This is a genomic window from Massilia sp. UYP32 (genome assembly GCF_050434365.1).
In the GTDB taxonomy this organism is placed as follows: domain Bacteria; phylum Pseudomonadota; class Gammaproteobacteria; order Burkholderiales; family Burkholderiaceae_D; genus Telluria; species Telluria timonae.
The window spans coordinates 1-17006 of record NZ_JBNDIK010000025.1; the positions used below are offsets into that span (position 1 = coordinate 1).

Sequence of the window (17006 nt, forward strand, 5' to 3'; positions counted from 1 at the left end):
GGACTGCTGAATCCAGCAATCAAGTCGTCGAGCATAGCCTTTGCACGGAACAAAGGCCAGCTACGACGAGGAAAATGATCGCACGGAACTAAACAAGTAGTTAGCCATCGCGGACATCTAATTGTAAGGACGGATTCGCAGCGAGCTGACACTGCTTCCCATCCGTGCCATCACTTATCCGCAGCCCGACGTGTCCAGGGCGCGTGCGACTTCCACTCCCATACTTTTCGGCTGAACAGCCGGCGCACCGGCCCGCCCGCAACCGCCATGAAGCGGCGGCAAAGTGGGACCATGGTCTGATTGTGGCTTGATCAGATAAGCCGAGAATGGGAGCTGCAGCGGATCAAGCGGCACGCACCTTCGTTTCCCGAGCAACGGCTTTCCTCCCTTTGAGGTTCGTACATGGACACTAAGCACCTTGCACGGAGCCATGAGATCGGCACCAAGATCAGTCTCATCCATCAAAAGCGCGTGAAGACCGCGCTGGCGCAGTTCGGCCAGCGCGCCCGGGCGGCGGTGGAAGAGGCGGCGGGCGACAAGGTCCCGGACGCCAAGGTTGGGCCTGCGGCCTGGATGGCCGGACTCAATCCCTGGTCGTACCAGCATTATGCGGTCGACGCCTTCCAGCGTTCCATCCTGTTCTGGGACACCTTGCGCCAGCGCGGAGACAACTTCCTCGAGCGCGCGGCGAAGGGATCGGCGCCGGTCCTGCATTTCGACTACGAAACCGTCCTCGACGGGCGCGGCTTCGCGCGGCCGGTCAACTATGCGCTGCTGCGGATCGTTCCGCCGGCCGGCGTCACGCTCGACCCCGCCAAGCGCCCCTATCTGATCATCGATCCGCGCGCCGGCCATGGCCCCGGCATCGGCGGCTTCAAGGACGATTCGCAGGCGGGCGTGGCGATGCGCGCCGGCCATCCGGTGTACTTCGTCAGCTTCTTCCGCGACCCGGAACCCGGGCAAACGTTGCTGGACGTGTGCAGCGCCGAGGGGCAGTTCGTGAAACACGTGCGCGCGCTGCACCCGGCCAGCGAGAAACCGGCCATCATCGGCAACTGCCAGGGGGGCTGGGCGGCGATGATGCTGGCCGCGTCCAGCCCCGACGATACCGGGCCGCTCCTCATCAACGGGGCGCCGATGTCGTATGTGAGCGGCGCCTGGAACGAAGGCGAGGGCGACAATCCGATGCGCTATGCCGGTGGGATGCTGGGCGGCACCTGGCTGTCCTCCTTCGTCGCCGACCTCGGCAACGGCGTGTTCGACGGCGCCCATCTGGTACAGAACTTCGAGAACCTGAATCCGGCCAACTCGCTGTGGGACAAGTATTACAAGGTGTACCAGCTCGCCGACACCGAACCGGCGCGCTACCTGGACTTCGAGCGCTGGTGGGGCACGTATTACCTGTTGAACCGCGAAGAGATCGAATTCATCACCCGCAACCTGTTCGTCGGCAACAAGCTGTGGTCCGGCGACGTCAAGGGCAATACCGGCCAGGCCTTCGACCTGCGCGCCATCGAGATGCCGATCATCCTGTTCGCATCGATGGGCGACAACATCACGCCGCCGGAGCAAGCCTTCAACTGGGTGGCCGACATCTATGGCAGCACCGAGGAAATCAAGGCGCGCGGCCAGGTGATCGTGGGCCTGCTGCACCAGAATATCGGCCATCTCGGCATTTTCGTCTCCGGCAAGGTGGCCAAGAAGGAGTATACGCAGCTGGTCTCGGTGCTCAATGAAGTCGAGCTCCTGCCGCCCGGCCTGTACGGCATGCAGATCACCGAAACCAGGGACGGCAGCCTTGATGGCAAGCCGCAATACGAGGTCACCTTCCACGAACGCCGGCTCGAGGACGTCAGCACCCAGTTCAATCGCTTCAACCGCGTCGACGAACAGCCGTTCGAGGCGGTGGCGGCGCTGTCCGACTTCAACCAGCGGGGCTATGAACTGTTCGTGCAACCGTTGGTGAAGGCCATGTCCAACGACCTGAGCGCGCGCCTGCTGCGCGTCTTCCACCCCTTGCGCGTGCAGAACTGGGCGCTGTCGAGCCGCAATCCCTGGATGGCGTGGCTCGAACCCGCGGCGCGGGCAGTCCGGGAGCAGCGCCAAGCGCTGGGCGAAGGCGATCCGTGGCGGCGCCTGGAAGACGCCGGCGCCGAACTGGTCAGCGCGTCGCTGGACCTGTATCGGGCGGTGCGCGACGCCAACACCGAAGCGGGCTTCTTCAGCATCTACGCGAACATGTACTCGCTCTACCTGGCGGACCGCAAACCGGCGCAAGCGGCGCCCGAGACGCAGGATGCGCGCGCGCTGCCTTACGTCCAGGAAGCGCTGGACTCGATCGCCGAGGGCGGCTATGCCGAGGCCTTCGCCCGCCTGGCCAGCCTGCGCGCCCAACAGGGCACGCTGCTGCCGCTGTCGCGCCTGGTCAAGCGCAAGGAGTTGGCGCAGGACTACGCCGACTATCTGCCGGACGTGCCGCTCGACCAGTGGCGCCGCCTGCGCGGCGAGCAGGAAATCATCACCAGCTACGAGCCCGAGAAGGCGATCGCCACCTTGCCGACCTTGTTGCGCGACCGTGGCGACCGCGAACGGCTGCTGCACCTGGTCGACGAATTGATGGCCGACGAGCGGGTGCAGGCGACGCCGCCGACCGGCGCCCAGCTGGCCATGGTGGAGCGGCTGCATGCGCTGCTCAGTGACGAACATGAGGGCGAACACAAGGGCGAACCCGATGGCCAGGCCGGCGAGCGGCCCGCGTTCCGGACTGTCCCCGACGCGCCGACCTCCACGCGCCTTCATTGAAAGGACCCGACATGGAACCGAAGCACGAGAAATACCAGCGGCTGATCGACTATTGCAAGGAACTGCCGCCGTTGCCGACCGCCGTCGTCCATCCCTGCGACGCCAGCTCGCTCACCGGCGCGCTGGAAGCCGCGCGGATCGGCCTGATCGCCCCGGTCCTGGTCGGGCCGCGCGCACGGATCGAGGCGGTGGCGCAAGAGAATAGCTTGCGGATCGGCGACGTGCCGATCGTCGAGGCGGCCTACAGCCATGCGGCGGCGGCGAAGGCCGTCGAGCTGGTACGCGAGGGCAAGGCCGAGGCCTTGATGAAGGGCAGCCTGCATACCGACGAGCTGATGGGCGCGGTGGTCAAGCGCGAGACTGGGCTGCGCACCGCGCGCCGCGTCAGCCACTGTTTCGTCATGGACGTGCCCGGGTATGCCGATGCGCTGGTCATCAGCGATGCCGCCGTGAATATCGCGCCGACGCTGGAAGAAAAGATGGACATCCTGCAGAACGCCATCGACCTCGCGCACGCCCTGCAGTTCAGGGAAGTGCGGGTGGCGGTGCTGTCGGCGATGGAAACCGTCAACCCGAAAGTGCCTTCCACGGTCGAGGCCGCCGCACTGTGCAAGATGGTCGACCGCCACCAGATCCACGGCGCCCTGGTCGACGGCCCGCTGGCGCTCGACAACGCGATCGACCCGGACGCGGCCAGGATCAAGAAGATCGATTCGCCCGTCGCCGGGCGCGCCAACGTGCTGCTGGTGCCCGATCTCGAGGCCGGCAACATGCTGGCCAAGAGCCTGTCCTTCCTGGCCGGCGCCGATGCGGCCGGCATCGTCCTCGGCGCGCGGGTGCCGATCATCCTCACCAGCCGCGCCGACTCGATGGTGACCCGGCTGGCCTCGTGCGCGGTCGCCACGCTGGTGGTCAAGGCGCGCCGCGAGAGCGGCAAGCCGGTGAGGTGACGCCATGGCCGACCTCATTCTCGTGCTTAACGCCGGCTCGTCGAGCATCAAGTTCCGCGCCTTCGACGCCGGCCCGGCCGAACCCGAGCTCGTGCTCCACGGCCAGGTCGAAGGGCTCTACAATGCGGCGAAATTCAGCGCGAAGGACGCCGACGGGGCGCTGATCGGCGAGCGGCGCTGGGAAGCCGACGCCGCGCTCGGACACCAGGAGGCGACCGACTACATCGGCGACTTCCTGCGCAGCCACCGCGCAGAGCACCGGCTGGTGGCGGTCGGCCACCGCGTCGTGCATGGCGGCGTGCAGTTCACCGAAGCGGCGCTCGTCACCCCGGCCGTGATCGAAGCGCTCGACCGTTTGACGCCGCTCGCGCCGCTGCACCAGCCGCACAACCTGGCGCCGATCCGCACCCTGCTTGATGCGCGGCCGGACCTGCCGCAAGTGGCCTGCTTCGACACCGCCTTCCACCGCGCGCAGCCCGAGGTGGCGCAGGCCTATGCGCTGCCGGACAGCATCACCAGGCTGGGGGTGCGGCGCTATGGCTTTCATGGCCTGTCGTACGAATACATCGCGTCGGTGCTGCCGGCCTATCCGGAGCTGGGCGCCGCCCGCGCCACCCTGGTGGCGCACCTGGGCAATGGCTCGAGCCTGTGCGCGCTGGCGGGCGGCAAGAGCGTGGCCAGCACCATGGGATTCACCGCCGTCGACGGCCTGCCGATGGGGACCCGCTGCGGCAACCTGGACCCGGGCGTGGTGCTGTTCCTGATCGACTATCTCAAGATGGATGCGCGCGCCATCGAAGACCTGATCTACAAGCAGTCGGGCCTGCTCGGCGTGTCGGGCATCTCGAGCGATATGCGGACCTTGCTGGACAGCGACGATGCGCGGGCGCGCTTCGCGGTCGACCTGTTCGTCTACCGCATCGGCCGCGAACTCGGCTCGCTGGCCGCCGCCACCGAGGGCATCGACGCCCTGGTGTTCACCGCCGGCATCGGCGAGCATTCGGCGCTGATCCGCGAACGGGTCTGCCGCGCGGCGCGCTGGCTCGGGGTCGACCTCGAGCCGGCCGCCAATGCGGCCGGTGGGCCGCGCATCAGCACGGCGGGCAGCAAGGTCTCGGCCTGGGTGATTCCGACCAACGAGGAGTTGATGATCGCGCGCCATACGAGAGCAGTCGTGCGCAAGGAAGCAGTGAGGGCGGCGGCATGAAAACGGTCAGCCTGGAGGACTCGGTCGCCATGATACCGGACGGGGCCAGCCTCATGATCGGCGGCTTCATGGGCGTCGGCACGCCGCAGCGGGTGGTCGACGAACTGGCGCGCCAGGGCAAGCGCGAGCTGACCGTGATCGCGAACGACACCGCCACCCCAGGCCGTGGCATTGGCAAGCTGGTCACGGCCGGGGCCGTGCGCAAGGCGATCGTCAGCCATATCGGACTCAACCCGGAAACCCAGCAAAAGATGATCGCCGGCGCCATCGAGGTCGAACTGGTGCCGCAGGGCACCCTGATCGAGCGCCTGCGCGCCGCCGGCCATGGCCTGGGCGGCGTCCTGACGCCGACCGGCGTCGGCACCGCGGTCGAAGAGGGCAAGCGCAAGATCGAGGTCGACGGCGCACCCTACCTGCTGGAGACGGCGCTCGGGGCCGATTTCGCCCTGGTCGAATCCTTCCTTGCCGATTACGAGGGCAACCTGGTCTACGCCCTGACCGCCCGCAATTTCAATCCCGTGATCGCGATGGCCGCCAACACCGTGATCGTCGATGCCGCCCATATCGTGCCGGTGGGGATGATTTCGCCCGACCATGTCGTGACGCCGGCGGTGCTGGTCGATTACCTCGTGGCCCACGCGTGAATGATGGAAGGTCGAACCATGGACGCGCCAACCCTGATCGCCAAACGCATCGCCCAGGAATTGCGCCCGGGGATGCTGGCGAACCTCGGCGTCGGCATTCCGACCCTGGTCGCCAACTACGTCCCGCGCGATATGCACATCTACTTTCAGTCCGAGAACGGCCTGGTCGGCACCGGGCCGATTCCACAGGAGGGCCTGGCCCAGGCCTATCTGACCGACGCCGCCGGCCAGCCGGTCACGGCCCTGCCTGGCGCCGCGACCTTCGACAGCGCGCTCTCGTTCGGCCTGATCCGCGGCGGGCACCTCGACCTCACGGTGCTGGGCGGCCTGCAGGTGGACCAGGGGGGCTTGCTGGCCAACTGGATGATTCCCGGGAAGATGGTGCCCGGCATGGGCGGCGCCATGAACCTGGTGACGGGCGCCAGGCGCGTCATCGTCGCCATGCAGCATACCGCCAAGGGCAAGCCGAAGATCGTGCGGCAATGCTCGCTGCCGCTGACGTCGACGCGCGCGATCGACCTCCTGGTGACCGAACTGGCCGTCATCGGCTTCGAAGGCGGACGCGCCACCTTGCTGGAAACCGCGCCCGGCGTCGGGGTGGAACAGGTGCTGGCCGCCACCGAGGCCGAGCTGGTGGTGCCGGGCCAGGTGCCGCAGATGCGGATCGAGGGCATGAATTCAATCGAAGGAGCTTCGTCATGACGAATGAACGCCACCGCCCGATATTGGAGGGCAAGAAGGCCCTGGTCTCCGGGATCGCCAACGAGCATTCGATCGCTTACGGATGCGCCAAGGCATTCCGCGAGCTCGGCGCGGAACTCGCCATCACCTATACCGGCGAAAAGACCAGGACCTATGTCGAACCGCTCGCGCGCGAGCTCGGCGCGCCGATCTTCATGCCGCTCGACGTGACCAGGCCGGAAGACATCCAGGCCGTGTTCGGCGAAATCGAACGGCAATGGGGCAAGCTCGACCTGTTCGTGCACTCGATCGCCTGGGCGCCGAAGGAAGACCTGCAGGGCGGGCTGCTCGACAGCAGCGCCGAGGGCTTCGGCCAGGCGATGGACATCTCGTGCCACTCCTTCGTGCGCATGGCGCGCCAGGCGGCGCGCCTGATGAAGGACGGCGGCAGCATGTTCACGATGAGCTACTACGGCGCCAACAAGGTGGTCGCCAACTACAACCTGATGGGGCCGGTGAAGGCGGCGCTGGAAGCGTGTGCGCGCTATCTGGCCTACGAACTCGGGCCCAGGCATATCCGGGTGCACGCCATGTCGCCGGGGCCGCTCAAGACGCGTGCGGGCTCGGGCCTGAAGGACTTCGACCTGCTGCTCGCGCAGGCGGCCGAGCGCGCGCCGCTCGGGGAGCTGGTCGACATCATGGACGTCGGTTTCGCCTGCGCCTTCCTGGCCACGCCGTATGCCAGGCGGCTGTCCGGCGAAACCATGTATGTCGATGGCGGCGTGCACATCATGGCCTGAAAGGAGCTGCGATGGCTGACTTAGTGATGGGAAACGTGGAGGCGGGCACCAGCGACGAGGACATCAAGGCCTTCCTGGTCAAGTATGGGTTTCCGCCGTTCGACGAGATCGAACACCTGCCCGGCAACGGTTCGCGGCCTGCGGTGCTGTTGACGTTCCGGCAGCAGAGTGCGCCGCCGGAAGCGCTGCGCACTCTGCTGCCGCGCGTCCAGGACATGTTCTGGAACAACCGGAAGATTCATGTGCATATCGTCAACGAACGCTATAACCAGCAGTAACGAGGACCGGCGATGGGTTTGCTCGACAGGATCAGGCGCGAGGGCGATAACGCCACGGCGCAGGACAGGGAAAGCGTCAACGCGGCGATCGAACGCCTGCTGGCGCTGCATCCGCAGCTGGGCCTGGCGCGCCACTGCCGCAAGCATCTCGCGCCGGCGGTGGCGACCTCGTACGCCTATGTGCGCGCGCTGGTCGATGCCGTGCCGGCGGCGCGCGAGGCCAGCGCCGCGGCCTGGGATGGCGACCCCTATATCCACGCCTGGTTCGCCGGACCCGACGACGTCGCATTGCGGATCAGCCACTCGACTGACTTGCGGGCTTATTTCGCCGACAACGGCGACGTGCCCGAAGCGTATGCGGTGCTGGGGATGGAGCTGGTCGAACGCCACGTCCTGGGCGCCAGGGCAGAGGGTGAAACGATGCGCCGCGACGTGCCGCAGACCACGCTGAGTTTCGGCGACCACCAGGTCAGGATGTGCGGCCGCGTCGACGCCGAACTCAGGGATGAGATCGTGCGGCGCCTGCCGGACGAGCTCGCGCTGGCGGGACTGGCGCGCAGCGCCGCGGACAAGTCGCGCCGCGCCGCGCTCGAGTGCGAACGTGCGCTGCTCAAGACGCGGCTGCAACTGCTCGAACGCCAGGGCCGCGGCATCCGCTCGGTGATCGGCGGCGACGTCGCGAGCGACCTTGGCGAGCTGGCGCGGCTGAAAGAGCGGGTCGAGGAAAACGCGCGCGACTTGGCCGGGCTGGGGCTGCGCGAAGACGCGCTGGAGCGCGAACTCGAGCAGGTGCGCGCGGTGTTCGCCCAGCCTGCACGGCATCTGTCGGTGTCGACCAGGCGCTTGACCCTGGACCGGATGAACGTCGTGGTCGAGCCGGGCACGCCGACGGGCGCGCCAATGAGCGACCTCGAATTCCGGATCGCGCGCCTGCCGACGCTGCCGCCACGGATGCGCGCATTCGCGCTGGTGCGCTTCGCGCGGACCAGCCTGCTGCCGGGAAAAAGCGTGTTCGAGGAAGCCGAGCAACTGCTGGCGTCGGGACTGTGGTCCTGATGCCGGTTCACCAGGCAGCTTACAAGGAGCAGACATCATGGCTGGGGGCAAGGAAATACGCGACAAGATCAAGAGCGTGGAAAGCACCAGGAAGATCACCAAGGCGATGGAAATGGTCGCCACGTCCAAGATGCGCAAGGCGCAGGAGCGGATGCGCGCCGCGCGTCCCTATGTGCGCAAGATCCGCAACATCACCGGGCACCTGGCCGAGGCGAGCCCCGAATACAGCCATCCCTTCCTCATCACGCACAGCGAGGGCAAGCGGGTCGGCTTCATCGTGGTCACGACCGACAAGGGCCTGTGCGGCGCCATGAACACCAATATCCTGCGCACCGTGACGCAGGCCATGCGCGAACACGAAGAACGGGGCATCCGCAGCGACCTGGTCGTCATCGGCAACCGGGGACTGTCGTTCATGAACCGCATCGGCGCCAGGGTGGTCGCGCATGCCGTGCAACTGGGCGACACCCCGCACCTCGAACGGCTGCTGGGCCCGGCCAAGGTGCTGCTCGACGCCTACCAGAACGCGCAGGTCGACGCGATTCACCTGTGCTACACGAAGTTCATCAATTCGATGAGCCAGCAATCCGTCATCGAGCAGCTGGTGCCGCTGGTGCCGGAAAACGTGCGGGCCGAACGGGGCACGCATGGCTGGTACTACCTGTACGAGCCCGAACCGGCCCAGGTGATCGACGACCTGCTGATACGTTATGTCGAGGCGCTGATCTACCAGGCCGTGGCCGAAAGCTTCGCGTCCGAGAATTCGGCGCGCAGGATGGCGATGAAGGCGGCCAGCGACAACGCGGCGAGCATCATCGACGACCTCAAGCTGGTCTACAACAAGACGCGCCAGGCGGCGATCACGAAGGAACTGTCCGAGATCGTCTCCGGCGCGGCGGCGGTCTGAGCGAGAACATCATGGCAACTCCTACGATCCACGTCAGCGTCGTCTCGGCCGAGGAAGGAGTGTTCGAGGGCGACGCGGAGTTCGTCGCGCTGCCCGGCGAAAGCGGCGAGCTCGGCATCTATCCCACGCATACGCCCCTGATGACACGGATCCGGCCGGGGGCGGTGCGCATCAAGGTGCCGGGGCAGGAGGACGAAGAACTGGTGTTCGTCGCCGGCGGCATCCTGGAAGTGCAGCCGTACGAGGTCACGGTGCTGGCGGACACCGCCATCCGCGGACGCGACCTGGACGAAGCCAGCGCGAACGAGGCGCGCAGGCAGGCCGAAGAGGCGCTGCGCAACCGGGACACCAAGATCGACTACGCCAAGGCGCAGTCGGAACTGGCGATCGCGATTGCGCAAATCCAGACCCTGTCGCGGCAAAAGAAACGGCGCTGAGATGCAGGACGACCCACCTGGCAGGGCGGGGCTGCCGGCCCTGGCACAACTGCGCGACGGCCGCACGGCCTTGCTGCGCGAGATCCGGACGCAGGACGAAGACGAACTGCGCGACGCCTTCCATCGGCTGTCGGCGGATTCGCGCTACGCGCGCTTCATGATGCCGGTGCGCGAGCCGTCGCCCGCCATGCTGGCGGCGGCGACGCGCCCACACCCGGACCATGACCTGGCGCTGGTCGCCGTCAGCGGGGAGGGCGGGCCGGACCAGGACATCGTCGCGGGCGCGCGCTATGTCGGCGCGCAGGGCGTTGATACCTGCGAGTTCGCCGTCACCGTCGCCGACGACTGGCACGGACTCGGCCTGGCGCGGCGCTTGCTGGAGATACTCATCGCGCAGGCGACCGCGCGCGGATTGCGCTGCATGGAGGGGTATGTGCTTGCGGCCAACACGCCGATGCGGCGGTTGGCCAGGCGCCTGGGCTTCGTCGACCGGCAATGCGACGACGACGCCACGCTGCGGGTGGTCAGGCTGGACCTGGCCGGCGGCGCCGCCGACGCAGGATAGAGGGCGCCGGTCAGCGCGCCGCGGTGCGGCGCTCGCTGGTCAGGAAGCGCTCCAGCGTCTGCTGCATCTGCATCGAGATGCTGCAAAAGCTGCAGCCGATCTGCACCTGGTCGCCCAGCAGGAAGGTGCGGAACGGGCGCATCAGGCGCACTTCGAGGTCGGCCGTGATGACCAGCGCCGGCCCGAGTTCGAGCCGCACGCCGATCAGTTTCTTGCCGACGTGTAGCCCGAAACACTGTTCGGGCGTGGCCCGCATGCCGACGCCGCCCTGGGAAAAATCGTAGAGCGGCAGTTCGACCTGGCGGCCCGACAGGCCGAAGCTGGCGCTGTAGTTGGCGCCGACCGGGGTCTCGACCCGGCGCGCCGAGCGCCGGTTCAGCACCAGGCAGTGTTCGGGGAAGGTCGCCGGCACCAGGTGCGGCTGGCCGGGCAGGCTGTCCCAGTCGCTTTCGAGTTCGAATTGCAGCTTGGCGTTGCCGCCGATCGCGCTGACGAAGGTGGCGTGGTGGGTCATCGGCAATTCACTGCCAGTGAAATCCAGCACGAAGTGTGGCAACTCCGGATCGACCGACTCGATCCGCACCAGGATCGGCTCCTGGATGCCGGAATAGACGGTCACCGGATCGCCGCTGAGCGACAGGGCGGTCAAGGCTTCGCCGATGTCGAAAGGATCCGACATCTGGTGTGGCGCGGCATTGCCGGGAATGCGGCTCAAGAGGTCGGAAGACTTTGGCGGGCCCTTGCGGGCAATGGCGACGGCATCGGAGACGTTCACGGCGGGGTCCTGGACGTGATTGTAAAATGCTGCTGCACGGAAGTATAACGCTCTTTGCAATCTTGTTGCAATCCGGAAATCAATCGTGCAGCATTGGCATCGATCAAATTTCCAGGTTATCGATGAGGCGGGTGGCGCCCAACTTGGCCGCCGCCAGCACCACCAGCGGCTCGCCGCGCTCCAGGTCGGCAGCTTCCGGCGCCTGCAGGTCGATGCGCTTGCGCACCGAAACATAGTCCGGTTTCCAGCCGCGGCCGGCCAGGGCCGCCATCGCGCGTGCTTCGACGGCTTCGATGTCGCGCTCGCCGCCGCGGATGGTGTCGGCCACCACGTTCAGGTGCTGGTACAGCACCGGGGCTTCGGCCCGCTCGTCGCTCGAGAGGTAACCATTGCGCGAGGACAGGGCCAGGCCGTCCTCGGCGCGGAAAGTCTCGGCGCCGATGATTTCGGTCGGCAGGGCGAACTGGCGCGCCATATTACGAACGATCATCAATTGCTGGTAATCCTTCTTGCCGAACACGGCCACGCGCGGCTGCACGCACGAGAACAGCTTGGTCACGACGGTGCACACGCCCTCGAAGAAGCCGGGGCGGAACTCGCCTTCCAGCGTATTGCCCAGGCCTTCCGGCGGACGCACGCGGTATTCCTGCGGCTCGGGATACAAATCCTTCTCGGTCGGCGCGAACAGCACGTAGACGCCTTCTTTTTCCAGCTTGGCCACGTCTTCCTGGAAGGTGCGCGGGTATTTGTCGAAATCCTCGTTGGGGCCGAACTGCAGGCGGTTGACGAAGATCGAGGCGACCACCGGGTCGCCGTGACGGCGCGCCAGGCGCATCAGCGACAGGTGGCCTTCGTGCAGATTGCCCATTGTCGGCACGAAAGCGGTGCGCAGCTGGCCGCGCAACTGGTCGCGCAATTCGTCAATGGAAGAAATGATTTTCATGGTGAACGGATGAGAATAAACCGGCATCAAGCCGGCGAATAGGCGAGGCGCACGTAGATCGGTGCAAAGGGCTCGGCCTGGGTAATTTCGATCAGTGTTTCTTTCGCCAGTTCGAGCATGGCGACAAAATGGACGACCACGATCGGTACTGTATGCTGGCCCGCGAACAGATCGCCGAACTCGACGAAGCGCTGCGATTGCAGGGTGCGCAGGATGGCCGACATATGCTCGCGCACCGACAATTCCTGGCGCCCGATCCGGTGGTGCTGGGTCAGCTTGGCGCGGCGCAGCACGTCGAGCCAGGCGCGCTGCAAGTCCCAGGGATCGACGTCGGGCAGGGCGGTGTTCAGGCCTTGTTCCACGAACAGTTGCGGGCGCACGAAGTCCCGGCCTTCTTGCGGCACATTGCCAAGCGCGACGGCCGCGGACTTGATCTGCTCATAGTCCAGCAGGCGGCGCACCAGTTCGGCGCGCGGGTCGCCGACATCCTCGACCAGGTCGTCCTGGCGCTTCGGCAGCAGCATGCGGGATTTGATCTCGATCAGCATCGCAGCCATCAACAGGTATTCCGCCGCCAACTCGAGGTTGCTCTTGCGGATCTGTTCCACGTATTCCAGGTATTGCAGGGTCACCTGCGCCATCGGGATGTCGAGGATGTTGAAGTTCTGCTTGCGGATCAGGTACAGCAGCAGGTCGAGCGGACCTTCGAAGGCGTCGAGGAAGATCTCGAGCGCGTCGGGCGGGATGTACAGGTCGTTGGGCAGGCGCGTCAGCGGTTCGCCATACAGGCGCGCGATCGCGGCGTCTTCCGGCGAGGATGGCGCGGCATGCTGGTCATCCACGGCGGCTTCCAGAGGGATATCCTCCCCCTCGGCCGCCCCCTGGGGCATCATGCGCGCGCTCCTGGCCTCAGACCTTGGTCTGGTACGGGTAGGCCTGCTGGCGCAGGCGCGATTCCTGGATGCGGGCCTGCTCGTCGAGCGAGACCGGCTCCTTGTCCCACAGCAGGGCGCGGCCGGCGACCTGGCCTGCGTCCAGGTGCGGATTCTGCTTCTTCAGCTCCGAGATGAACTTGGTGTGCTCGGATTCGTACATCACGTGTTTTTTCGAGAAGATCATGGTTCGCTTAAGATAAATGACGGCTGGTTGCCGGCGACGGGCAGATTCTTCTGCCACCCGCCGCCGGCGTCAAGTCTTACTTGTGCAACTCGTTCAGCTGGCGGGCGATGATGTCGTGGTTGAGCCACAGTACCGGCGCGATTTTTTCCGACGCGCCATGGAACATCAACGGACCGGCGCCTTCCAGCACCAGGCTCGACAGGTGATCGGTGATCAGCGCCTTCTTGTCCTTGTGCAGGCCGGTGATGGCTTCCGAGGTGCCGATCATGACGTCGGCCAGCTCCGGGGTGTTGTCCATCGGCCAGGCTTCGAAGTTGCGGAAGGTGGCGCTGGTCGCATCGTTATTGTACCCCTCGATGGTGTCGAGCAACTGTTGCAGCGAGGTGCCTTCGCCCAGCAGCTCTTCACAGATGCGCCACTGCTCGTCGGCCCAGGCGCCGCCGCCTTCCTTCTTCAGCGCGCGCAGCAGCGGGAACAGCGACAGCTCGACGCCGACGAAGATGTCGGACGAGTTGGTGCGGATCTCCGGGCAGTTGAACACGGTCGCGAAGGTGCCGTTCTTCCAGGCCGCTTCGGCGATCGATTCCAGGCGCATCTTGGCGTAGCCCTGGGTGTAGTTGGTGTAGGTCTGCCACTGGTACTCGTCGCCAATCAGGATCTCGGTGCCGTGGTAGCCGTAGGCGGTGTAGCGCACTTCGCCGCCAGCCTGGGTCACGCGCTCACGAATGGCTGCGGACGCATCGATCAGGTACTTGAGCGTGTTGGCCGAGACTTCGTCGAAGTTCATCAGGATCAGCTTGCCCAGGTCGCTGTCGAGCAGGGCGCGCGACGACATGAAGCGCTCGCCGCGGCCTTTGTAGATGCGGTTGGCGATGGCCAGGAAGGCCTTGATCTTCGGGATGCCGCCGGCCATCGTGTGGGCGAAGAAGACGTTGGCGCCTTCCGGCACCAGCTTGTCGATCTCCGCCATCACGGTCGCGGCCGAGCCGGTGAAGCGGGCCACACCGGCGGCGCGGCAGCGCTCGATGCGTTCCCAGTCCAGCTTTTCTTCCTGCCAGTTCTTCAGGGTGATACCGGACAGCATTTCGGTCGGGTTCTGTTCGCCTTCCGGGGCGTCCATGTCGAAGCCGGCCATCAGCGGCACATTGATGATGCGGCCGCCCAGTTTCTCTTCCGCCTCGGCCAGTTCTTCGTCGTTCAGGGCGCGCAGGGCGCCGCTGTCGTCGCGGCGACCCACGGTGACGCCGACGATGGTCATGCCGGCGGCGCGCGCCTGGTCGATCAGGCCGTTCACATAGCCGCGGCCGAACAGTTCGCCGAACAGGACGAAGACGTCGCCCTTACGGAACACATTGGCTTCTGGGATATGGCGGAGAGGAGTCAAATCGGTCATATTATTAGCTACCTATCAAAAGAGTTTGTGGCGGCGTTTTGTCATATTTAAAACATGGCATTGTACACACACGCCACAAGCTCGGGAATGCTTCCCGAGGCTTGCATGAGGCCGCTCTACGACCAGCCGTGCCGGTGGTAGAGCGGCCTCACGCCTTAACAATTCAGCGGATACGCATGCCCGGCGTCGCGCCCGGCATCGGGTCCAGCAGGTACAGGCCCGGGTTCGTTTTCTCGTCGGCGCTCGAGGCGCACAGTACCATGCCTTCCGAGACGCCGAATTTCATCTTGCGCGGCGCCAGGTTGGCGACCAGCACGGTCAGCTTGCCGATCAGGTCTTCCGGCTGGTAGGCCGACTTGATGCCCGAGAACACATTGCGGTGACGGCCTTCGCCCACGTCCAGGGTCAGGCGCAGCAGCTTGCTCGAGCCCTCCACATGTTCGCAGTTGACGATCTTGGCCACGCGCAGGTCGATCTTGGTGAAGTCGTCGATCGAGATTTCCGGGGCCAGGGCTTCGATGTCGCTGTCGCCGGCCGACTCGGCCTGCGGTGCTTGCGTTGCCTCAGCCTTCGGCGCCGGTGCAGGAACCGCGGCAGGCGCAGGCTTGTCGAACAGGTTCTCGACCATCTTGGCATCGACGCGCTGCATCAGGTGCGCATAGGCGCCGATGGTGCGGCCGAGCATGGTTTCGTAGACGGCGGCGCCATGGGTGTCGGCCCAGCTCAGTTCGGCATCGCCCAGGAATTCCGTCACGCGCGCCGCCACGTTCGGCAGCACCGGCGCCAGCATGATGGTCAGCTGGCGGAACAGGATGAGCGCCGTGGTGCACACGTCGTGCAATTCCGCGGTTTTGGTTTCATCCTTGGCCAGCAGCCAGGGCTTGTGCTCGTCGACGTACTGGTTGATGACGTCGGCGATTTCCATGATCTCGCGCAGGGCGCGGCCATATTCGCGCGCCTCGAAGGCGGCGGCGATGCTGGTCTGGCGCTCGGCGCCGTCCGCCATCAGGGCCTTGCAGATGGTGTCGCGGGCGGTCTGCGACAGACTGTCGGCCAGCTTGCCGTCGAAGCGCTTGGCGACGAAGCCGGCGCAGCGGCTGGCGATATTGACATATTTGCCGATCAGGTCGCTGTTCACGCGGGCCACGAAGTCGTCGCCATTGAAGTCCAGGTCTTCGACCCTGGCGTTGAGCTTAAAGGCCAGGTAGTAGCGCAGCCACTCCGGGTTCATGCCCAGCTCCAGGTAGCGCAGCGGCGAAATGCCGGTGCCGCGCGACTTGGACATCTTTTCGTTATTGACGGTCAGGTGGCCGTGCACCGCGACCTTCAGCTTGTCGATGATCGGGTGGCCCGAGAAATTCAGCATGGCCGGCCAGAACAGCAGGTGGAACGAGACGATGTCCTTGCCGATGAAGTGCAGCTGTTCGGCGTCGGGGTCGTTCAGGAAGGCGTCGAAGTCCTTGCCTTGCTTCTCGAAATAGTTCTTCAGGCTGGCCAGGTAGCCGACCGGCGCGTCCAGCCACACGTAGAAGAATTTACCCGGCGCATCCGGAATCGGAATGCCGAAGTAGGGCGCGTCGCGCGAGATGTCCCAGTCGGCCAGCTTCTCGCCTTCTTCGCCCAGCCATTCCGACACCTTGTTGACCATCTCGGGCTGCAGGCGGCCCGGGGTGTTCAGCCATTCCTTCAGGAACTGGAAGCAGCGCGGGTCGGACAGCTTGAAGAAATATTGCTCGGACGGCTTCAGCACCGGGGTCGAGCCGGTGAACACCGAGAACGGGTTGATCAGTTCGGTCGGCTGGTAGGCGGCGCCGCACACTTCGCAGTTGTCGCCGTACTGGTCCTTGGCGTGGCACACCGGGCACTCGCCCTTGATGTTGCGGTCGGCCAGGAACATGCCCTTGGCGGTGTCGTAGAAGCGGTCGACGGTCTTGGTGACGATCAGGCCGGCATCACGCAGCTTGCGGTAGATGCCCTGCGACAGTTCGACGTTTTCCGGCGAATCGGTCGAATACCAGTTGTCGAAGGCGATATGGAAGCCGTTCAGGTATTGCGGGCGGCCGGCGGCGATCTTGGCCACGAATTCCTGCGGCGTGATGCCTTCTTTCTCGGCCGCGATCATGATCGGCGTGCCGTGGGTATCGTCGGCGCAGACGAAATGCACCTCGCGTTGCGTACCATTGTCGCGCTGCATTCGCTGGAAGCGCACCCAGATGTCGGCCTGGATGTATTCCATCATGTGGCCGATATGGAAGGCAGCATTGGCGTAGGGCAGTGCGGTGGTGACGAACAGCTTGCGGGTCATGGTGTCGAAACGCTCGGGTTATATGAAAAGAAGCATTTTACCAGTGGATGGCCCTGCGCGCTCAGGGGGTATTGCCCGGTTTTGCGTCCATCGGCCCAGCAAGCCGGCCGTTTTGCGCTACACTTCGCCCCAATATCATCCGGA

Annotated in this window: 17 protein-coding genes; 11 read left to right on the forward strand and 6 right to left on the reverse strand. The window is 65.5% G+C overall.

Going from position 1 to position 17006, the window contains the following annotated elements; genetic code table 11:
- The first annotated feature begins 402 nt into the window (after nucleotides 1-402).
- From ABIB42_RS19175 to ABIB42_RS19225, 11 genes are read left to right on the forward strand one after another with little or no spacing between them, the layout of a single operon-like run.
- Complete coding sequence (locus ABIB42_RS19175) at nucleotides 403-2802, forward strand: DUF3141 domain-containing protein (RefSeq protein WP_429248826.1); 2400 nt, start codon at nucleotides 403-405, stop codon at nucleotides 2800-2802.
- Between the two features lie 11 nt (nucleotides 2803-2813).
- Nucleotides 2814-3752 carry a phosphate acetyltransferase gene (locus ABIB42_RS19180; RefSeq protein WP_429248827.1) on the forward strand — a complete coding sequence of 313 codons (939 nt, stop codon included), beginning with the start codon at nucleotides 2814-2816 and terminating at the stop codon, nucleotides 3750-3752.
- Between the two features lie 4 nt (nucleotides 3753-3756).
- The gene (locus tag ABIB42_RS19185; protein ID WP_005666684.1) at nucleotides 3757-4959 is read left to right on the forward strand and encodes an acetate/propionate family kinase; all 1203 of its coding nucleotides are present in this window, start codon (nucleotides 3757-3759) and stop codon (nucleotides 4957-4959) included.
- Nucleotides 4956-5603, forward strand: coding sequence for a 3-oxoacid CoA-transferase subunit A (locus tag ABIB42_RS19190; RefSeq protein ID WP_429248828.1), 648 nt, complete (start codon nucleotides 4956-4958; stop codon nucleotides 5601-5603). Before ABIB42_RS19185 ends, ABIB42_RS19190 begins: the two co-directional genes overlap by 4 nt.
- A gap of 18 nt (nucleotides 5604-5621) precedes the next feature.
- Nucleotides 5622-6305, forward strand: a complete 684-nt coding sequence (locus ABIB42_RS19195) for a 3-oxoacid CoA-transferase subunit B (protein ID WP_429248829.1) — start codon at nucleotides 5622-5624, stop codon at nucleotides 6303-6305.
- Nucleotides 6302-7084: an enoyl-ACP reductase FabI gene (gene fabI, locus ABIB42_RS19200; RefSeq protein WP_005666691.1), complete on the forward strand. Its 783-nt coding sequence runs from the start codon at nucleotides 6302-6304 to the stop codon at nucleotides 7082-7084. The genes ABIB42_RS19195 and fabI overlap by 4 nt, the downstream gene beginning before the upstream one ends.
- A gap of 11 nt (nucleotides 7085-7095) precedes the next feature.
- Entirely contained in the window at nucleotides 7096-7362 is a 267-nt protein-coding gene (locus ABIB42_RS19205) for an RNA-binding protein (protein ID WP_429248830.1), read from the forward strand.
- A gap of 12 nt (nucleotides 7363-7374) precedes the next feature.
- Complete coding sequence (locus ABIB42_RS19210) at nucleotides 7375-8418, forward strand: hypothetical protein (protein WP_429248831.1); 1044 nt, start codon at nucleotides 7375-7377, stop codon at nucleotides 8416-8418.
- Between the two features lie 37 nt (nucleotides 8419-8455).
- Complete coding sequence (gene atpG / locus ABIB42_RS19215) at nucleotides 8456-9325, forward strand: F0F1 ATP synthase subunit gamma (RefSeq protein ID WP_273036253.1); 870 nt, start codon at nucleotides 8456-8458, stop codon at nucleotides 9323-9325.
- 11 nt (nucleotides 9326-9336) lie between these two features.
- Nucleotides 9337-9762: a F0F1 ATP synthase subunit epsilon gene (locus ABIB42_RS19220; protein ID WP_005666699.1), complete on the forward strand. Its 426-nt coding sequence runs from the start codon at nucleotides 9337-9339 to the stop codon at nucleotides 9760-9762.
- A 1-nt stretch (nucleotide 9763) separates the two neighbouring features.
- Entirely contained in the window at nucleotides 9764-10327 is a 564-nt protein-coding gene (locus ABIB42_RS19225; protein WP_273028093.1) for a GNAT family N-acetyltransferase, read from the forward strand.
- A gap of 10 nt (nucleotides 10328-10337) precedes the next feature.
- On the opposite strand, the gene ABIB42_RS19230 is transcribed toward ABIB42_RS19225, so the two are convergent.
- The 6 genes from ABIB42_RS19230 to metG all read right to left on the reverse strand — a co-directional run bounded on the left by ABIB42_RS19230 (nucleotide 10338) and on the right by metG (nucleotide 16862).
- Entirely contained in the window at nucleotides 10338-11102 is a 765-nt protein-coding gene (locus ABIB42_RS19230; protein ID WP_005666703.1) for a flagellar brake protein, read from the reverse strand.
- A gap of 103 nt (nucleotides 11103-11205) precedes the next feature.
- Complete coding sequence (gene panC / locus ABIB42_RS19235; RefSeq protein ID WP_040776163.1) at nucleotides 11206-12045, reverse strand: pantoate--beta-alanine ligase; 840 nt, start codon at nucleotides 12043-12045, stop codon at nucleotides 11206-11208.
- Between the two features lie 26 nt (nucleotides 12046-12071).
- A complete protein-coding gene (locus ABIB42_RS19240; protein ID WP_005666705.1) occupies nucleotides 12072-12938 on the reverse strand; it encodes a segregation and condensation protein A in 867 nt (288 codons plus the stop codon).
- Nucleotides 12939-12954: 16 nt separating this feature from the next.
- Nucleotides 12955-13164 carry a DUF3460 family protein gene (locus ABIB42_RS19245; protein ID WP_005666706.1) on the reverse strand — a complete coding sequence of 70 codons (210 nt, stop codon included), beginning with the start codon at nucleotides 13162-13164 and terminating at the stop codon, nucleotides 12955-12957.
- A 76-nt stretch (nucleotides 13165-13240) separates the two neighbouring features.
- Nucleotides 13241-14557 (reverse strand): enoyl ACP reductase FabMG family protein, encoded by a 1317-nt coding sequence (locus tag ABIB42_RS19250; RefSeq protein WP_005666707.1) that lies wholly within the window; start codon nucleotides 14555-14557, stop codon nucleotides 13241-13243.
- Between the two features lie 163 nt (nucleotides 14558-14720).
- A complete protein-coding gene (metG, locus tag ABIB42_RS19255) occupies nucleotides 14721-16862 on the reverse strand; it encodes a methionine--tRNA ligase (RefSeq protein ID WP_429248832.1) in 2142 nt (713 codons plus the stop codon).
- Between the last annotated feature and the right edge of the window lie 144 nt (nucleotides 16863-17006).